This window comes from Sphingobacterium sp. lm-10, assembly GCF_023554555.1.
Lineage (GTDB): Bacteria > Bacteroidota > Bacteroidia > Sphingobacteriales > Sphingobacteriaceae > Sphingobacterium.
The window spans coordinates 719955-737921 of sequence record NZ_JAMJWC010000002.1; the positions used below are offsets into that span (position 1 = coordinate 719955).

Below are 17967 nucleotides of genomic sequence, written 5' to 3' on the forward strand. Positions count from 1 at the left end.
TATTAAGAAGCTCTCGGTGCCCGATTATCTTTCCAACGTCTGTAGATAGCCATTAGGAAACCAATCGTCATAACAATGGTCCCACACCAGAAAAAATTGATATATGGAAATTTAATCGCTTTGAAAACCACCCATTTTTTCTCTGGCAATGGCTTTTGATACACCATGATCTCCAATTTATCTACTTGTGGTTTAATGTTGGAGAAGCGGAATCTTAAACCCTGTTCTTCCACATCTTTATGAAAATCAAATACATTGCCATCCTTAATCAGGAATAAAGGCTCTGCCTGAAACTCTTTACCATCTGCAGCGACTACACGAACTTTTAAGCCAAAGATAACATCATCTGCGCCTTTGGGGATGTTTTCGATCTTTGCATCTCGATTGATGCTTTCGACGATGAAAAATCCATTTCTATAACGCAAGGTATCACCTAAATTCACCTCGTACGTAGCGGGTTCGTCGTAATCCTCGAAGCCAGACCGCTCGCTATCGTTTGCTTTTGGATCATTGCTATGGCTATCCGACGCCGCAGCAGTAATCAGCGTGTATACATCATGTGTAATATAGTGCTTGGTGGAAGGTGTGCCAATCAATCCGCCCATTTGGGGATTATTCTGCGCAAATGGCATCAATACAAACTCCTCTTTCACTTTTCCGGTTTCTTCGTCGATATTTTCGTATTTGATCTTATAGAATACATTCGGCATAGCTACACTGTCGCCGATGTACGTAAGTCTATAGTCGCCCATCTGCACGGGCTCTCCTTCGGTTAAGAATAGGTTTTCCCCTGGTTTCTCCACTTGATCAAAACCAGCTACCGCAATATAACCACTGCTATTTTGCGAGATCACTTCGCTCGTCGCGGCAGCCACTAAAGCACCGATTAATAATAAGCCAAAGCCGATATGAGATACGGCTGAACCAGCAAGACGCCATTTACCCTTGAAAGCATCCGTTAATATCCTGCCATTAGCAAGGATACAAAAGACAGCGCCGAACGTAATCAGGATGTACATCACGTTGGTGTATACCTTCGTGATGAATACTACTCCCGCTGATACCACTAACGTAACCGCGAGTAAAACAAGGATGGCAGACCAGAATTTTTTATGATCGCTTCTTTTATATTTCAGAAACTGGGTAAAGCCAGTCACCAGCATGATAACTACCGCAAAAGCTCCCTGCCATTTGTTGTAATGTGGAATAGGATCAATCGGAGGAGCTACTTTTGTTCCGAAAATAGCATTAAATACGGGGATAGAGGTTGTTGCGATTATCTGTATACAAGCCACCGTTAATACCAATGCGCCGATAAATAACCAGAATTCGCGGGAATAAATATCCTCTTCCTTCTGTGTGCTCGGAATCTCTTTGCGTCGCCAAACCAATAAGCCTACCATCACAAAGAAGAAGATCGCATTGAAAATAATCAACTGCCCCGACATGCCCAAGCTCGTAAAGGAGTGCACCGATGTCTCTCCTAGGATACCACTACGCGTTAAATAAGAAGCGTAGATGACCAGCACGAAGCTGATTAGAGCGAGAAAGGTAGCGGTAAAATAAGCTTGACCAGAATTCTTAAACGCCACCATGACATGTACTGCTGCAATCAACGTAAACCAGGGGATAATCGATACGTTTTCTACCGGATCCCACGCCCAAAATCCACCAAAATTTAATGCTTCATAAGCCCAGAAAGAGCCCATTATTATTCCAGCACCTAAGATCATCACCGCAAAAAGTGCCCAAGGCAAACCGGGTGAAATCCAATCTTTATAACGGCGTTGCCACAGTCCCGCTCCAGCAAAAGCAAAGGGAACGATCATGGAAGCAAATCCTAAAAATAGGGTTGGTGGGTGGATCACCATCCAATAGTTTTGCAAAAGCGGATTGAGTCCGCGGCCATCAGAAATCATCGATAGATAATTTGGATCGCTCAAGATCGGCCAGTTCATCGCATCACGCAACAAAATAAATGGCGAACTACCTACCCGTGTACCGAACACCTCAACACCAATGAGCATCGAGGCCAGAAACGTTTGGCAGAGCATGACAAAAGTCATTACAGGGCTCTCCCAAGATTTAGCCGTTGCCACCAAAACCACACTCAATACACATTGCCAAAACATCCATAACCAAAAGCTACCTTCCTGGCCTTCCCAGAAGGAAGATATGATGTAGTGTGTAGGTAAAGCCTTCGAAGAGTGTGCGTAGGCGTAATGGTATTCAAATAAATGATTGTAGATAATGTAAAATAAGATGGATCCAATCGTGATGACCGAGATGGTATTGATCCAGAATGCCCCTCTGGCAATGGATTTCCATGTGGTATCGTTCGGCTCCTTGCTCGAAAAGAAGTACGCAATGAAAGAAAGCAAAGCTGCCCCGAAAGATAAAACAACGAAAAATTGACCTATCTGGCCTGGTAATAAGTTTTCACCTATAAAATTGATATCCATATCTGAGATTGGGATGTAGAGAAGGTTATTGCGTAATAGCTGCATTGAACGCAGAGGATGACTCGATGACTTCCATCTGATCTTGATTATATTTAGATGGACACTTCATGAGGATCTTGGAAGCGTGAAATACGTTTCCATCCATCTTTCCTGTCAACACGATTTGTTCGGAACGCTCGATGTCCTGAGGCTTGGCACCATTGAATACCACCTGACATTCGGTGCTATCGTTGTCAAACATATGGAAAGAGAAATGATTCGGATCTTTGACCGGATCATAATCCAAAGATTTCTGCTTATTTAGCACACCTACCACATACAGTTCCGTCTGCTTCTCTTTAGCCTCCGAAAAGGTAGAGTAGGTACTAGAGTCGGTGTAAATAACCAAGATCATTGCGATCGCTACCGCGATAATGGCAATCAATAAAATGGAACTCTTTTTCATATCGTGCTCGTTTCGAACTGCAAAATTACGAATTAAGCATGGAAGGAATGAATTTTACAATTCTCGCCAATTATTTAGAAATATTCTAAAGTGCTAATGCCGCTTTTGAAGCTATTGTCTAGGATAATCGGTGAAAGAGGACCAAGATGTAACTAAATTATCACGTATCATACCGTGTAGGAATCTCAGTTAGCGTAGGTTCAACTTTGGCAAATCGGGCGACAAGCATGGCGGCAACAGTATCTCCCGTAGCATTGAGTATGGTAGCCAGAGGGTCTACTAATGCCCCGATGATGAGTACGGCCGGCACCGCTTCGTTTGGAATGTTGTAGATGGAAATCATCAACAATTCACCGATAAAACCGCCGTTAGGAATGCCGCCAGCGACCAGGCTCACTAAAAGTGTGATCCCCACGGCAAGCAGTAACGTTTCTAGCTCAAAGAAATTCCAGCCAAGGATAGCAAACGCCACATAGATCTTCAAGATAGACGAAATAGCAGAACCATTTTTGTACAGTGTATTCCCCAGAGGAATCACCACATTGGCCACCGCATCAGGTATGCCCATGCGTTTTGCCGCAATGATGTTGGAAGGCATCGTTGCTAAACTACTACAGGTGCTGATTGCCGTGAGACTCGGCGTAATATTGTGCCGCCAATACGTGCCGATTCCGGGTAGGCCGCGCGCTACATAGGCGTATAAGCTAAAAAACAGGATAAAATACAGCATCCCAAATAGGTAATAGAAACCCATTGGTTTTGCATAAAAGCCGAAAAGTTCTGGTCCGAATGTTTTCACCTGATAGGCGAAATAGGCTCCCAGGCCAATCGGTCCTGCTTTCATGATCAAAGCAAGTAGCTGCTGCATCACTTCGTTTCCAGAGGATAGAAAGGCGATGAAAGCATCCGCTGTCTTGCCCGTTTTGCGTACGGCAATGCCCAGCAGTACAGAGAAAAGTACAAATGCCAATATGTTTTGTCGGGACAACAGTTCCTGAAATTCGCTCACACTAAGAAATCGCACGATACGATCTCCCCAGGACTCACCTGCTGCTCCTGCACTGAGTAAGGACTGTGTCGCGCCCGCGTCTGCAACGGCAGTAACAGGCACGAGCCAAAGACCCGTGATCGTAGCCACAGAGGCGATGCAAATGGTGACTACAAATACCGCCGCCATGACCACGACAATCTTCACCAAATGACCACCATCTTGAATAGTACCAATAGAAGCCGTAATGGCAAAAAAGAGTAAAGGAATTACCGCAACAAAAAGGAGATTTAGAAAAATATCTCCGATAGGTTTGAGGTAGACAACGAAATCTGGCGCAAACATCCCAACCAAGCTACCCACCAATATGCCTAGAAGCAGTAATATGATCGACTGATAATTTTTTAAAATGTGGCGCATGCTTCTAAGTTACTGCTTTTTCACGCAAAGTGTATACTGATCGGCAATGCCAGATATAATCGTATTTTTGACGGATGGATAAGACACATTTTGTAGTGACGGCCGATGGATCTCGCACCTTGTATCAGCCAGAAGTGGGGGAGCATTATCATTCCAAACACGGTGCATACCAAGAAAGTAAGCATGTGTTTTTGGGGCAGGGTTTGCAACATTATCTCGCCGACAATCCGACGGATACCGAAGTGAATATTTTGGAAGTAGGTTTTGGAACGGGGCTTAATTTTTTGTTGACGGCCGATTATGTTAGCACACAGCAGCAGGATTTGTATTATTGTGGGGTGGAAGCCTATCCGCTGTCTCAAGAGGTGATCAGCCAGATGGGGTATGATGGGTATGTAGAACCAGCTCTTTGGGAAAACTTTTTGACTAATTACGAAAGTGGTATAGGAAATAAAAGCCAAGTAAATGCGCAGGTTACTTTAGAGATTGCACACCAGAAGATCCTGAGTTTTACACCGGAGAAGCGCTTTCATGTGGTTTATTTTGATGCGTTTGCCGCGATTCATCAGCCAGAGATGTGGACAGATGAGGTGCTAAGTCATGTAGCTAACTTTTTAGTGCCTGGTGGAATATTTGTCACCTACGCGATCACTGGAAATCTGAAAAGAAGTATGAAGGCGTTAGGATTCTCGATTGAGAAAGCGCCGGGAGCGCCGGGAAAAAGGGAAATGTTACGTGCTACCAAGCAATAGAAAACAAGAAAGACACCAATCGGTGTCTTTCTTGTTTAATTTAGTGCGCTTCTGTACCGTCGGCACCATGAGCATGTCCGTGAGACAACTCTTCCTCCGTAGCTGGGCGTACACTTAAGATCTCAATATCGAAATTCAATTTCTTACCTGCCATAGGGTGGTTTAGATCGGCAACAACCGCTTCCGGCGTTACTTCTACTACAACCGCGCGGAATTGATTTCCTTCATTGTCCTGCAAAGGCAATACTTCTCCTACAGGAGGTAAGCCCATTTCACCAAACATATCTGCTGGCAATTGCGCGATAGCTTTGTCATCACGCTCGCCATATGCATCTACTGCGTTCAGCTCAAAAGAGGTCTTATCTCCGGCGTCTAGACCAGTAATGTTTTCCTCGAACTTAGGAAGCATCATGCCTACGCCATGTAAAAATGTCAAAGGATTTTCTGAGGAAGTTTGTTCTACAAACGTCTTCTCACCGTTTTCTTCCACGGTATGGAGTGTGTAGTTCAACGTAACAACGTTGTTGTTTTCTACTGCCATTTTTCTGATTTTAGGAGGAGATTTAATACTCCCCGTTACTGATTTATTAATTCTAGTATTGATTTCACGGAGTCTTGCGGAAGACTACATGTACTATTGCGACAAAGGTAGGCTTTTGATTCCAAACCCTGCCTATTCGACAACAAAGGAAGTGTACTTTTTGTTCCCCCAAGTGTCAATTTGTTAGGAATATAATGCTGATCCAGCTGTCTACGCCAGTCTGCGGCATCCTTTCCAGTTAGTGCAATTTCGTTTGTCCCGTACACCAATTCCGCCAGTTGAATGGCCCAATTGGAATAGGCAGATCCATATCTTTTTATATAGGGAAATACATTGGCAAATAGCTGTTCTGCGATATCCGTCCACTCTTGTTTGTCGTACAGTAAGCCCAGTTTGAAAAGCTGACGCACCATCGTGGAGGCGGAAGCCGGAATCACATTGTCCATGATCTCGCTCTTGCGCGCGATTAACTTTTCACTAGTAGAACTTGTGTAGTAGAATGTCTGCTGCTCATCATCATAAAAAAACTGGATAGCCTGCTCCGTAAGCATCTTCGCAAAATTCAGCCATTGCTCATCGAAAGTCGCTTCATATAAGCTGCTTAAGCCTTCAATTGTAAAAGCATAATCGTCAAGAAAGCCAGCTATTTCCCGGTTTTCATCGGCAGGCTGGTGTAACAGACTGCCATCGGACGCAAAGCAATGCTGGCGAATAAACTCGGCGATGTCGATCGCTTGTTGCAGGTATTCCGATGTGTCAAAAACACGATAAGCATCCACAAATCCCTTCATCAAAAGCGCGTTCCAAGTTACGATCTGCTTGTCGTCCAGACCAGGTCTGACACGATTTTCCCGGTAGGAGTACAGCTTCTGCTTTATTTCCTGAAGATAATCATGCCATTCTTCCTCACTAAATCCTGCTTCCTGAATCATAGTGTGCTCGTCTTGGCTCACATACAATACATTGGTAGATTCTTCCCGCCAATTGCCTTCAGGTGTAATGTGGTAATAGTTGCGGAATAACGTTGCATCTGCTCCAAGAAGATCAAACTCATCATGCTCGAACGTGTAGTATTTCCCTTCCACGCCTTCACTATCCGCATCCAATGCACTGTAAAAACCACCATTTGGTGCCTTCATTTCACGGGTCAACCAGGCAATCGTTTCTGCTACAGTTCTTTTATATAAAAGGGTTGGACGCTGTTGGTAGGCTTCACTATACAATCCAATGAGCTGCGCGTTGTCATACAGCATCTTTTCAAAATGAGGTACATGCCAGCGACCATCTACCGAGTAGCGGGCAAACCCGCCACCTACGTGATCGTAGATGCCGCCATTGGCCATTTTCTCTAAGGAAAAATGAACATGATCCAAGAGGTCCTGATCTTGGGAAAGTGCTCCGAAACGAAGGAAAAACAACCAGTTATTGGGCAATGGGAACTTCGGAGCACGATCGTATCCGCCGTCCTTATAATCGAAAGTAGCCTTCCATGGCCGTACAATGTCTTGAAGATCGTCTAATGTGTAGGTCTCCGGGATTACGCTAATTGGCAATTGTTCTGCCTGATGAATGCCTGCTGTGAGCTTCTCTGCATATTCGATCGCCACCTGTGGCGTTTCTTCCCACATTTTGGCAATCTCCAATAAGGTATGCTGCCAATCTTGTGGCTTGAAATAGGTGCCACCATAAATTGGTCGACCGTCTGGCAGGCATATGGCATGTAGTGGCCAGCCGCCAGCATTGGTCATTAACTGTACCGCGATCATATAGATCTGATCTACATCGGGGCGTTCTTCACGATCGACTTTGATAGGCACAAAAAATTTATTCATCGTCTGTGCGATGGCATCATTCTCGAAACTTTGTTTCTCCATCACATGGCACCAGTGGCAGGCAGAATAGCCAATGCTTACGATCAGCAATTTGTTTTCTTGCTTGGCTTTCTCTAGCGCTTCGGCCGACCAAGGATGCCAATCCACCGGATTATGCGCATGTTGGCGGAGGTAGGGAGAGCGTTCGTTTGCTAATTTGTTGGCCATGCTTAAGGGGAGGTTAAGATTATTCGAAGATGTGTTGTAGCGCTGCGGTCTGCCCGGAAAGCTGCGGAAAGGTCATGCTGTCTGGAAATTCCAGGTAGGCGGCATAGGCCGTTTTTAACTCCGCGTACTCATCCGTCAAGTAGGTAACAAGCGAGGAAAGTCCTGGATTGTGGCCAAATAGGAAGACTGTATGCACATCGTCTGGTATGCTATTGATAACTTTTAAAATATCTAGATGATGTGCTTCATAAATCTGCATTGCTTTTTGGATCCGATCGGTAGGATAGTCGAATATAGCACACATCAGTTCTGCAGTTTGAATAGCGCGATTGGCGGAGGAAGAAATAGCTAACGTTTGTTGATCAATGACGATGTCTGCTGCAATTTCGTGCGCAACACGCATGGCGTCTTGACGCCCTCTTTCTACCAGATTACGGTCGAAATCGCGCTTCGAAAAATTTGGATCTTCTGCTTTTCCGTGACGAATGATGTATATTCTTCTCATAGGGCCTCAGGTTTTTATTTGAAACTGGCTATAAATTCTGAAATATCTGAAGCAGCCAGCTGTTCTTTTCCTAAAACCCTTACAAAAGCCGTTCCGACGATGGCTCCGTTAGCATGATTTGTCGCTTTTTGATGAGTTTCTCGATTAGAAATGCCAAATCCAATCACAATTGGGGAGGATAAACCCATATTTTTAATGCGTGAAAAATAGGCTTCTGATCGATCTTCTACCTGTAGCTCTTTACCTGTAGTTGCATTAGAACTCAATAAATAGATAAAGCTGGTACTTAAGGCATCAATCTTACGAATTCTTTCATCAGATGTTTGTGGTGTCACTAAAAATACATTGCTGATACCGTACTTTTCAAAAATCGGCTGGTACATTTCTTCGTACTCGTACAGCGGAAGATCTGGAATGATAGCGCCATCTACTCCGACGGCTTGGCAAGCAGCACAGAATTCCTCGACACCATATTGCAAGACGGTATTAAAATAACCCATCAGAAATACCGGAATCTGCACGTGTTCTCTCAGCGTCTTCAGCTGCTCAAAAAGCACCTTTAATGACATGCCGTTTTGAAGTGCTTTCTGAGAACTTTCTTGAATTACAGGGCCGTCGGCTACGGGGTCAGAGTAGGGAATACCGATTTCTAGGAAATTGGCGCCACTTTTTTCCAGGGTCGACGCGATGTCCAATGTCGAATCCAAACTAGGATAGCCGGCGGTAAAATAAATAGATAACAGGCGTTCCCCCTGTAAGATTTTTCTGGTATGATCTAGTGTACGCATGTGTCTCTAAAAGCCAAAGTATTTCATATAATTGTCTAAATCCTTATCACCGCGACCGGAAAGGCAAATCACGACCGTCTCGTCACCTTTAAAGGTCATTTTTTCGAGATGTGCCAGTGCGTGAGCACTTTCTATGGCCGGGATAATGCCTTCTAACTTAGTTAGCAGCAGTCCTGCTTGCATAGCTTCATCATCTGTAGCACTTACAAAAGTGGCCCGTCCGCTCTGGAAGAGCCATGCATGTTGCGGTCCGATACCCGGATAGTCCAGTCCGGCAGAGATCGAATAGGGTTCGGTAACTTGGCCATCATCCGTTTGCATTAAGATAGAGCGACTACCATGCAGTACGCCTTCGCGCCCGAGCGCTGTAGTCGCGGCAGATTCTCCGGAATGTACACCATGGCCGGCAGCTTCTACTGCAATAATATTTACTGATTCATCGTCCAAAAAATGATAAAACATCCCTGCTGCATTCGATCCACCGCCTACGCAGGCAATGACATGATCTGCATGGCTGCTACCCGTTTGCTCCATCAATTGCTTACGTGTTTCCTCAGAAATGATGGATTGAAAACGAGCTACCATATCCGGGTAGGGGTGTGGCCCTACGACCGAGCCAATGATATAATGCGTATCTACAGGATTATTGATCCAGTCACGTAATGCCTCATTCGTGGCGTCCTTCAATGTTTTGCTGCCCGATGTGGCAGGCACCACCGTAGCGCCCATCATCTTCATGCGCGCCACATTGGGCGCCTGACGCTCGATATCTACCTCGCCCATGTAGACAACACATTCTAACCCCTTCAGTGCACAAACGGTGGCCGTAGCCACGCCATGCTGCCCAGCACCCGTCTCTGCGATAATACGCTTTTTACCCAGACGCTCGGCCAGCAGAATCTGACCGATGGTATTATTGATCTTGTGTGCCCCGGTATGATTAAGATCTTCCCGTTTTAGAAAAATTCGGGCACCATATTTCTCCGATAACCGACCTGCCAGATACAAAGGCGAAGGCCGCCCCACGTAATCTTTGAGCAATTTCACAAAATCCTCCCGAAAACTGGGATCTTGAATAATGTTCAGGTACTCATTTTGAAGTTCTTCTACATTCGGATAAAGCATTTCGGGGACGTAAGCGCCACCGAACGGCCCATAATATCCGCGCTTATCTACTTGATATTTGCTCATGATGAATTATTTTGAGTGCTTTATGTACTAAATCTATGTCTTTTATGCCAGGGGCGATTTCCAGTTTGGAATTCAGGTCCAGCCCGATTAGCCGGGTGTCTTTTTGTTCCAATGCCGCCTCGAGGTTATGTAATCCGATGCCACCACTGAGCAGGTAAGGAAGTTGTCCGGTATAGTGATTCAGTAAACCCCAGTCGAACGTATTTCCGCTTCCGCCGTGTGCTGGCGTTTGCGTGTCAAATAAAAAGCAGTCCACTACGTCACCGTATTCGTCTAGCTTCGTGAAATCAAATTCCGTATTCACTCCAAATGCTTTCCAAACCGTAAATCCTTTGTCTTTTAAAGCTGCGCAATAGGATGGAGGCTCCTGCCCATGGAGTTGGATCACGTCGAGCTGAAAGTCGAGCTGTCTTTCTAAGACGTCTTCTATCGGCTGATTAACAAAAACCCCTACCTTTCGAATGGTATGCTGAGCAAAAATCTGAGGATCTACGTTGCCGGCAAATCTCAGTGACTTTTCATAAAAGATCAGCCCGATGTAATCCACTGGCAGTTGCAGCAAGGATGCGATATTCGTCGATTCCTTCATCCCACAGATCTTTACGACAATTTTTCTATCCATTAGTCAGTTTTAACAAGCTGTTAAGTGCTTTCTTTCCCAATAATGAAGCCTCTGCTTCATAAAAACAATCTCCAAATGATTTCTCGGGCTCCAATGTTTTTATAGCGAAAGCAGCGTTTGTCAAGACAACTTGATTTTGTGCGTCTGTACCTTCTCCTGCAATAATCTTCCGAAAAATAGCCGCTGATTCCGGTGGATTCGTGCCACCACCAATCTGCTCTGCCAATACAGGATCGAAACCTAAGTCAGAAACCTGAAAATAATGTTCACCCGCATTGTCAATTACTTTAAAATCACCGGTGAGGGAGATCTCATCGTAGCCATCCAAGGCATGCATAATACTGTACTGTTTTGTAGTACCCTGATAGAGGTAAGCATATAAACGGGCCAACTCCAAACTAAAAACTCCCACCGATTGAAATTCAGGATTGGCGGGATTGGTCAATGGGCCCAACATGTTGAAAAAGGTTTTGACGCCCAATGCACGACGAATCGGTGCTACAGTCTTCATCGCCGGATGGAAAAGAGGAGCGTGTAAGAAACAAATGTTGGCTTCATCCAACTGCTTTTGTAAGGTGTCTCGATCGCTTGTGAAGCGGTAGCCCAGTAATTCCATAACATTGGAAGATCCGCAGCCCGAAGATACACCTACATTACCGTGCTTGGCGACATGATATCCTGCTCCGGCGACTACGAAAGAAGCTAACGTGGAAATGTTGAAGGTGTCTTTGCCATCTCCACCGGTACCGCACATATCGATCAAACGATAACCTGGGAAGGCTACTTTAAGACATAAATCATACATCGCATCTCGAAACCCTTGTAATTCTTCTACACGGATGCTCCGCATGCCATATGTAGTCATAAAAGCGGCGATCTGATGGCTATCGTATTTACCGGTAGCAATATTGGTCAAAATAGCATAAGCTTCTTTTCGATCGAAGGATTTGTATTCGAATAGATGGGATAATATTTCTTTCATCTGTGTCTATTTTGCGTTTTAAACGCCACCTGAAATACCCTTATTTATTGGTCAGGAGCATTTCAATTTTTTACATAAAAAAAGGCTTGCCAAAAAGGCAAGCCCACTATTTCTTTCCGTATAATTAAAGACATAGGATGTTGCCACAACGTTATCCGTTATGCCACCACCAAGTTTTAATTGTACTGTTATTTTTCATGACTCTATTAAACAAATATTGGCAATACTTTTTAATAATGCAAGTTTATCTTAAAATCAGTATGTCACAAAATGTGCTCGGTTATTGCCTTTAGATACCAGTGTGAAAGAAGCGATCTTATTTTTTTCAACATATAAAGCCGTTAATTGGCGTTTACCATAGTACAAGAAGATCATATCAGCTGTATTCATTCCCTCAGGATCTATATCTGCAACGTCTTTGCGTGACATGTCTGCATAGGGAACAAATCGGATTTCATTTAATCTTTTGCTTTGCAGGTTTAACCTGATTTCCGCGAGGCTGGCCATCAGATAATCATACATCTCATCGTCAGCGTCTTGAACCAATACGTGCTTGCTTAATACAATATCTAGTGCTAGGTTGGTGTTGTCTAAATCCCGAATGAATTGTTGCGCGACTCCTATGCTTCGCCGCGAACTTTCTGCGGGTGCATTGCTTGTGCCAGAAGTGCTAATTTGCTGTGCGGTATCTTGAGCAGCTTTCTCCCGCTTTATCCGCATTTGGGCACAAGAGGAGAAGCTAATTGATAGAAGTAGTAACGCGAGTAAAGTATTTTTCATGTGTACACTATTTGTGTATTGGACAGTATTCGGGAGAAAAGGATTAACTAAAGAGGATATCTATAGTCATAAAAAAGCCGCCTGATTTCGTGTCAAGCGGCTTTTAAGGTCTTAGTATTCATCTTCATTGAAGAAGAAGTCGTCCTTAGTGGGATAGTCCGGCCATATCTCTTCGATATTCTCGTATGGCTCACCATCGTCTTCCAGTGCTTGAAGGTTTTCAATAACCTCAACCGGTGCTCCCGAACGAATTCCATAGTCAATTAACTCGTCTTTCGTAGCGGGCCACGGCGCATCTTCCAAATGCGAAGCTAATTCAAGTGTCCAATACATAGTCTTCTCTATTTAAGCTTGTTACTTTTCGCAAAAGTAGCAAAATATTTGTTTTATGCAAGTTTCCGCTATCGATAGACAGAATTAAAACGATAACTATCTATTTTTGAGTTCGTTAATTTTACTGTTCAGCCACGCTTCATTCATGCAGTCGTATGTAATTTCTGCTAAAGAAGCAGGGTCAGCTACGCTGAGCTCATTGACCGCGATGGGTCGTAAAACGGATATATGTACCGTACCCGGCCTAGTGCCGTACTGACCTCCATCATCCCACATTAAGTTCCATGCATTGTGAATTACAATGGGTAAAATCATGATGCGATTCTCGTGTGCCAATCGAAAGGGTCCTGATTTAAAGGGATGCAGCTGAGGGGGGTATTCATCACCAATCTTCCCCTCGGGAAACACCACCAGCGATCGCCCCTGTTGCAGCAATTCGCTGCCTCGCTTAAAAGCCCGAAAAGAGGACATGCGATTATCGCGATCTACCGGGATATCGATGCTCCTGAAAAAAAGTGCGGTCACCGGATTACGCAATAGTTCTACTTTTCCCATAAACGAAAAGGGCTGTGGACACAGGTGGGTGAGCACAGAAATATCCAGCGTGGATGTATGGTTGGGGCATAGTACGTAGGGCCGCGACCAATCGATGGATACTTCATAATGAAATTTAAAACGAATGCCAGCAGCAGCAGCACTTAGTACGCTGATCCATTTACGAAAGAAAACCAACTGCTGGTAATAACGCTCAGGTTTTCGCACTAATATCAAAAGAATTGGAAGGCAGAGTAAAAAGCATAAAAACGCCATCCCCAAGTAGTAGATACGATGTGCTTTGCGTAAAAATAACTTCATATAGTGTAGTACAGGAACGGGTCGGCTGCCGTCGCAGTGTATTCAAATATAACGCAAAACCAAGTTAAAAGGGTTCGTGAATTTCTTCACGAACCCTTTTAACTATTTACTTAATTCTGTAAAATACTTGTGGAATAGAGGGATCGTCTCGATACCTTTTAGGTAGTTGTCGATGCCGTATTTTTCATTCGGTGAATGCAAGTTGTCGCTATCTAAGCCAAATCCTAACAAGACCGTCTTAATGCCCAGTTCTTTTTCAAATAGTGCAACGATCGGAATGGATCCGCCACCGCGAGTCGGTATAGGCATTTTTCCAAACGTTTCGTGCAAAGCTTTCTCTGCAGCCTTGTATGCAACGCTGTCTGTCGGCGTTACCACAGGTTCACCACCATGATGCGGGGTTACTTTTACTTTAACAGATTTAGGCGCAAGACCTTCAAAATGCGTTTGGAAAAGCTCGGTAATCCGTGCCGAGTTTTGATTCGGTACCAAACGCATGGAGATTTTAGCAAATGCTTTGGATGGTAATACGGTCTTAGCTCCTTCGCCAATGTATCCGCCCCAGATACCATTGACCTCCAGCGTAGGGCGCGTACCTGCTCGTTCGATAGAAGAGTAGCCTTCTTCGCCCCAGATATCATTAATACCAAGATCCGCTTTATACTCTTCCACATCGAAAGGTGCTTCGTTAAGCGCTTTACGCTCTGCATCCGAGAGTTCCACAACATCATCATAGAAGCCAGGAATAGCAATATGATTGTTTTCATCATGTAATGATGCAATCATCTTCGACAGGATGGTAGCAGGATTGGCCACGGCACCACCATACACACCAGAGTGAAGATCACGATTTGGCCCTGTTACCTCCACTTCCACATAAGATAGACCGCGCAGTCCGGTTTCGATGGAAGGCTGCTCCAAACTTATCATAGCCGTATCGGAGATCACAATAACATCTGCACTTAGGCGTTCCTTATTTTCTTTCACGAATGTGCCTAAGTTAGAAGAACCTACTTCCTCTTCGCCCTCGATCATGAACTTGATATTACATGGGAGCTCCTGCTCCGACATCATATATTCAAAGGCTTTTACGTGCATGTAAAATTGCCCTTTGTCATCTGCTGCTCCACGCGCATAAATTTTTCCGTCGCGTACGGTCGGTTCAAAAGGAGGCGTGTCCCACAATTCCAAAGGATCGGCAGGCTGCACATCATAGTGGCCATACACCAATACCGTAGGTAAGTTAGGGTCAATCAATTTTTCTCCATATACAATTGGGTAACCGGCTGTCTCGCATACCTCTACTTTATCTGCTCCCGCGTCCTCCAATTTTTGAGCGACGAAAGCAGCAGTTTTTACCATATCTTCCTTGTATCTGGGATCGGCGCTTACCGACGGGAACCGTAATAGCTCAAATAATTCTGCCAAAAAGCGATCGGTGTTGGCCGATACATAGTCTTTAATTTTTTGCATGACTCGTTAAGTTTTCACAAAAATAAGGAAATAAATTTTGGTGCTAATCCCGGTGTAGCAGAAAATAGAAGTCATTGGCAAGACTACCAGTATCAGTAACCTTTACGAAAAATGTCTTTGATCCAATATAGTTACGGTATCACAATTCCATAGAAACACCTAGTCCGACATAGCCGGCAATTCGTCTGATGATATCTGTAGATAGTCGATTTTGTTGTGCTGAAACACGTATCATCTCGGGGTTTCTTATATTTAGTACATTGGTTCCTTCTGTCCAATAGCGTAACCTGCTACCTGTCTTTTGATACAACAATTTTCCGCCAAGATCATAATAATTACGTTTTGTATCGCCAGCATTAAACTGCTCATACGAATTATTGATAAAGTACCTCCAAATCTCGCCGATCCTTCCGTGCATGTTAAGTAGCGGGGCCCAGCGTTCAATCCTATTAGCAGCATTGGATAAACTATTAACAGTGGCTTGACGGGAGGCAAAGACACCGGCGTCAAAATTAAATAAGGGGTTTTCGAAGGTACTGTTCAACGTTCCTCTAAGGGTATATATATTGGTGCGAAAGCGATTTTCCAGTCCGCTTATATAGTTGTAATTTTCCGTATTTACATAGCCTCCACTTAGTTTGAATTTGCTGCGTAGGGTATTGATACGTTGCTCAAAGGAGATGTTCGAATTGAAGGTTGTATAAGCAGGAGATAGGACATCTTCCGTTTCATTATAATCCACAAAATTACGTGTGTTTCGCGTGTGGAAGTTATTGGATCGGGTTAATGATGCGTTGGCGAATAAAACGGTGCCACTATAAAGGTTAAATCGAGCGTAATTGAGCGCATAAGTATGTTGCACAAACTGTTCCATATAAAATAATTGCGAGGGAGTAACAATATTCCGGAAATCACTTACGTAAGCAACATCATTGATGTTTTCGACTTGAGGAAAATCAATGTCTTTTTTATAAGTTATTGCGATGCTATGCAAATCATTAAAAGCTAGCTTTAATTGTGCCGAGGGCAAAAACTGATTGAGTTGCTGCCTATCCAGATCCCTGCGAGCATGATATCGTCTGAACTCTCCCTTAAAACGGTATTGCCAAAACCCCGTTTTTTTCATGATAGAAGCATCAGAAAACCAATAATTCATGGATACATCAAGTAGACTATTCCGCATTTGATTTATTTCGTTATCAATAAATAAGCTGTTATGTTGATTTATGTAGCCGGTATTGAGTCTTAGAATGTGCTGATGTATTTTATGGGTATATTTAGCAAATACACCGGATTCACGTTCCCTAATCATCTTTTCCTGGAAAAGTAATGTCAACGAACTATTGAACAAAGATCGATTGCCATCCAATTCATATTGGAGATCCCTAACAGCCACCTCTTGAAAAGCATTAAAAGACAATAGCTTGTTGCTCGATATCCGCGTGATGTAACTTAATTGATGACCAAACTGATAATTGAATCTCCGATTTTTCTCATGAAATAATGTGGTATCTTGCTGTATCTGAGAATGGATAGATCGTGTTCTTCGTGCACTATTCGGATCAAATAGCAGGGAATAGTTAACCAGATTATTGGCATTTGCCTTGTAGTCTATATTTAATTTTGTTTGGTTAAAAAGAAAAGCATTATCAGCCTGCTGATGTTCAACGGCAGTTATGTCGCCAGCGGGATTTAAAAATATTTTTTCGGAACGTATGAATTCCTCAGATCGGCTGATATTTAATATGCTGAAACCATTGATGGACAGATTGTCTAAGATTTGGTAGGCTACATCAAAAGATGCAAATTCCGACTGTTTAGTAGCGACATCATTATCTCTTACTAAGAAGTCGGGTATAGATGGTAATCGTTGCATATCCGATAAAGAGGCATCATTATTTCTTAGATCTTGTTTGATACCTCGACTCATGTCTATGAAATTCCGTAATGATAATGCTTGCTCACCGGTATTGTTTAAATCTATGATACTGCTGATATTACCATTTCCACCGAATCGAAAAAGATTTCCATGTGTTTTATAGCGCCTTTCATGCGCTAAAAAGGCTTCTACGTTTCCACTAATGCGTCCTAGGTACTCTTCTTTTATTTTAATGTTCAAGGCTTTTTTGTCACTGCCTTCTACTTCTTTTATACCTGCAAAATCTTCGAAGTTATTCAACAAGTCAATCCCTGCTAGCATTTCCGCGTTGATATTCTCCGTAGCCATCTGATGGTTGTCTCCAAACATCTTCTTCCCGTTAACCAGAAGGTCGTTAATTACTTTGCCATGTGCAATAATCTTTCCATTGTCATTTATTTCTAAGCCAGGCAGGCGCGCTATTACGTCTTTTAATTTTTGCTCATTGCCGGTGGTGAATAGATCCAGATTATAGCTTATCGTGTCACCACGTTGTATTGCTGCTGCTTTGGCAATGACGGTTACTTCATCTAGCTTTCTGTCGTCTTGATTTAAAGTGATTTGGTAGCGGTTTTCTTTATTTTGTGATACGTGAACCTCTACTTCCTTTTTTAAGAAGGAGATATGGTTAATCTCTAAAGTATATGTCCGATCAGGTTCCGCTGTTAATTCGAACTGGCCATCTAAACCAGTGATCGTGTAAGCTATAGGGCTATGTTTGTCTTGCTTTTTTAAGACAATGCTGGCCCTTGCGATCGGTTTGTTTTCTAGGTCGGTAATCAGCCCCTGTATTTTTGCCTGGCCTAACACGACTTGGCTGGAAAGCATACAACTTAGAAGTAACACCAGTCTGTTGAGCATGAAGTAATCTAT

At 43.6% G+C, this 17967-nt stretch carries 16 protein-coding genes; 1 reads left to right on the forward strand and 15 read right to left on the reverse strand.

The annotated features are described in order from the left end of the window. Nucleotides 1–2: 2 nt before the first annotated feature. The 3 genes from ccsA to M8998_RS13185 form a co-directional block, all read right to left on the reverse strand. A complete protein-coding gene (gene ccsA / locus M8998_RS13175) occupies nucleotides 3–2462 on the reverse strand; it encodes a cytochrome c biogenesis protein CcsA (RefSeq protein WP_249993610.1) in 2460 nt (819 codons plus the stop codon). A 25-nt stretch (nucleotides 2463–2487) separates the two neighbouring features. Then, entirely contained in the window at nucleotides 2488–2907 is a 420-nt protein-coding gene (locus tag M8998_RS13180; RefSeq protein ID WP_249993612.1) for a cytochrome c maturation protein CcmE domain-containing protein, read from the reverse strand. 160 nt (nucleotides 2908–3067) lie between these two features. After that, entirely contained in the window at nucleotides 3068–4315 is a 1248-nt protein-coding gene (locus tag M8998_RS13185) for a dicarboxylate/amino acid:cation symporter (protein ID WP_249993614.1), read from the reverse strand. A 74-nt stretch (nucleotides 4316–4389) separates the two neighbouring features. Between M8998_RS13185 and mnmC2 the strand changes: the two genes are divergently transcribed. Beyond that, nucleotides 4390–5067, forward strand: coding sequence for a tRNA (5-methylaminomethyl-2-thiouridine)(34)-methyltransferase MnmC2 (gene mnmC2, locus M8998_RS13190; RefSeq protein ID WP_249993616.1), 678 nt, complete (start codon nucleotides 4390–4392; stop codon nucleotides 5065–5067). 40 nt (nucleotides 5068–5107) lie between these two features. Here the strand turns inward: mnmC2 and M8998_RS13195 are convergent, their stop codons facing one another. From M8998_RS13195 to M8998_RS13250, 12 genes are all read right to left on the reverse strand, one after another. Continuing rightward, nucleotides 5108–5608 (reverse strand): FKBP-type peptidyl-prolyl cis-trans isomerase, encoded by a 501-nt coding sequence (locus M8998_RS13195; RefSeq protein WP_249993618.1) that lies wholly within the window; start codon nucleotides 5606–5608, stop codon nucleotides 5108–5110. 35 nt (nucleotides 5609–5643) lie between these two features. Next, the gene (locus tag M8998_RS13200) at nucleotides 5644–7647 is read right to left on the reverse strand and encodes a thioredoxin domain-containing protein (protein ID WP_249993620.1); all 2004 of its coding nucleotides are present in this window, start codon (nucleotides 7645–7647) and stop codon (nucleotides 5644–5646) included. Between the two features lie 19 nt (nucleotides 7648–7666). Then, nucleotides 7667–8152 (reverse strand): SixA phosphatase family protein, encoded by a 486-nt coding sequence (locus M8998_RS13205; protein WP_249993622.1) that lies wholly within the window; start codon nucleotides 8150–8152, stop codon nucleotides 7667–7669. 14 nt (nucleotides 8153–8166) lie between these two features. Then, nucleotides 8167–8940 (reverse strand): tryptophan synthase subunit alpha, encoded by a 774-nt coding sequence (trpA, locus tag M8998_RS13210; protein ID WP_249993624.1) that lies wholly within the window; start codon nucleotides 8938–8940, stop codon nucleotides 8167–8169. Nucleotides 8941–8946: 6 nt separating this feature from the next. Continuing rightward, nucleotides 8947–10131, reverse strand: coding sequence for a tryptophan synthase subunit beta (gene trpB, locus M8998_RS13215; RefSeq protein ID WP_249993626.1), 1185 nt, complete (start codon nucleotides 10129–10131; stop codon nucleotides 8947–8949). Further along, nucleotides 10109–10753: a phosphoribosylanthranilate isomerase gene (locus M8998_RS13220; RefSeq protein ID WP_249993628.1), complete on the reverse strand. Its 645-nt coding sequence runs from the start codon at nucleotides 10751–10753 to the stop codon at nucleotides 10109–10111. The genes trpB and M8998_RS13220 overlap by 23 nt, the downstream gene beginning before the upstream one ends. Continuing rightward, nucleotides 10746–11735 carry an anthranilate phosphoribosyltransferase gene (gene trpD, locus M8998_RS13225; RefSeq protein WP_249993630.1) on the reverse strand — a complete coding sequence of 330 codons (990 nt, stop codon included), beginning with the start codon at nucleotides 11733–11735 and terminating at the stop codon, nucleotides 10746–10748. Before trpD ends, M8998_RS13220 begins: the two co-directional genes overlap by 8 nt. Before the next feature lie 255 nt (nucleotides 11736–11990). After that, complete coding sequence (locus M8998_RS13230) at nucleotides 11991–12515, reverse strand: hypothetical protein (protein WP_249993631.1); 525 nt, start codon at nucleotides 12513–12515, stop codon at nucleotides 11991–11993. Between the two features lie 111 nt (nucleotides 12516–12626). Further along, the gene (locus M8998_RS13235) at nucleotides 12627–12848 is read right to left on the reverse strand and encodes a DUF2795 domain-containing protein (protein ID WP_017258669.1); all 222 of its coding nucleotides are present in this window, start codon (nucleotides 12846–12848) and stop codon (nucleotides 12627–12629) included. Nucleotides 12849–12944: 96 nt separating this feature from the next. Then, on the reverse strand, nucleotides 12945–13703 hold the full coding sequence (locus M8998_RS13240) for a lysophospholipid acyltransferase family protein (protein ID WP_249993633.1): 759 nt from the start codon (nucleotides 13701–13703) through the stop codon (nucleotides 12945–12947). Nucleotides 13704–13805: 102 nt separating this feature from the next. Then, the gene (locus M8998_RS13245; RefSeq protein ID WP_249993635.1) at nucleotides 13806–15176 is read right to left on the reverse strand and encodes a dipeptidase; all 1371 of its coding nucleotides are present in this window, start codon (nucleotides 15174–15176) and stop codon (nucleotides 13806–13808) included. Between the two features lie 139 nt (nucleotides 15177–15315). Continuing rightward, nucleotides 15316–17955 (reverse strand): carboxypeptidase-like regulatory domain-containing protein, encoded by a 2640-nt coding sequence (locus M8998_RS13250; RefSeq protein WP_249993638.1) that lies wholly within the window; start codon nucleotides 17953–17955, stop codon nucleotides 15316–15318. Nucleotides 17956–17967 lie beyond the last annotated feature (12 nt).

What these genes read in the sequence shown, in the direction of transcription:
- M8998_RS13250 (WP_249993638.1), bottom strand. Translation starts at nt 17,955, where the DNA reads ATGCTCAACAGACTGGTGTTACTTCTAAGTTGTATGCTTTCCAGCCAA.
- M8998_RS13245 (WP_249993635.1), bottom strand. Translation starts at nt 15,176, where the DNA reads ATGCAAAAAATTAAAGACTATGTATCGGCCAACACCGATCGCTTTTTG.
- M8998_RS13240 (WP_249993633.1), bottom strand. Translation starts at nt 13,703, where the DNA reads ATGAAGTTATTTTTACGCAAAGCACATCGTATCTACTACTTGGGGATG.
- trpB (WP_249993626.1), bottom strand. Translation starts at nt 10,131, where the DNA reads ATGAGCAAATATCAAGTAGATAAGCGCGGATATTATGGGCCGTTCGGT.
- M8998_RS13220 (WP_249993628.1), bottom strand. Translation starts at nt 10,753, where the DNA reads ATGGATAGAAAAATTGTCGTAAAGATCTGTGGGATGAAGGAATCGACG.
- M8998_RS13235 (WP_017258669.1), bottom strand. Translation starts at nt 12,848, where the DNA reads ATGTATTGGACACTTGAATTAGCTTCGCATTTGGAAGATGCGCCGTGG.
- trpA (WP_249993624.1), bottom strand. Translation starts at nt 8,940, where the DNA reads ATGCGTACACTAGATCATACCAGAAAAATCTTACAGGGGGAACGCCTG.
- ccsA (WP_249993610.1), bottom strand. Translation starts at nt 2,462, where the DNA reads ATGGATATCAATTTTATAGGTGAAAACTTATTACCAGGCCAGATAGGT.
- M8998_RS13180 (WP_249993612.1), bottom strand. Translation starts at nt 2,907, where the DNA reads ATGAAAAAGAGTTCCATTTTATTGATTGCCATTATCGCGGTAGCGATC.
- M8998_RS13200 (WP_249993620.1), bottom strand. Translation starts at nt 7,647, where the DNA reads ATGGCCAACAAATTAGCAAACGAACGCTCTCCCTACCTCCGCCAACAT.
- M8998_RS13230 (WP_249993631.1), bottom strand. Translation starts at nt 12,515, where the DNA reads ATGAAAAATACTTTACTCGCGTTACTACTTCTATCAATTAGCTTCTCC.
- M8998_RS13185 (WP_249993614.1), bottom strand. Translation starts at nt 4,315, where the DNA reads ATGCGCCACATTTTAAAAAATTATCAGTCGATCATATTACTGCTTCTA.
- trpD (WP_249993630.1), bottom strand. Translation starts at nt 11,735, where the DNA reads ATGAAAGAAATATTATCCCATCTATTCGAATACAAATCCTTCGATCGA.
- M8998_RS13205 (WP_249993622.1), bottom strand. Translation starts at nt 8,152, where the DNA reads ATGAGAAGAATATACATCATTCGTCACGGAAAAGCAGAAGATCCAAAT.
- mnmC2 (WP_249993616.1), top strand. Translation starts at nt 4,390, where the DNA reads ATGGATAAGACACATTTTGTAGTGACGGCCGATGGATCTCGCACCTTG.
- M8998_RS13195 (WP_249993618.1), bottom strand. Translation starts at nt 5,608, where the DNA reads ATGGCAGTAGAAAACAACAACGTTGTTACGTTGAACTACACACTCCAT.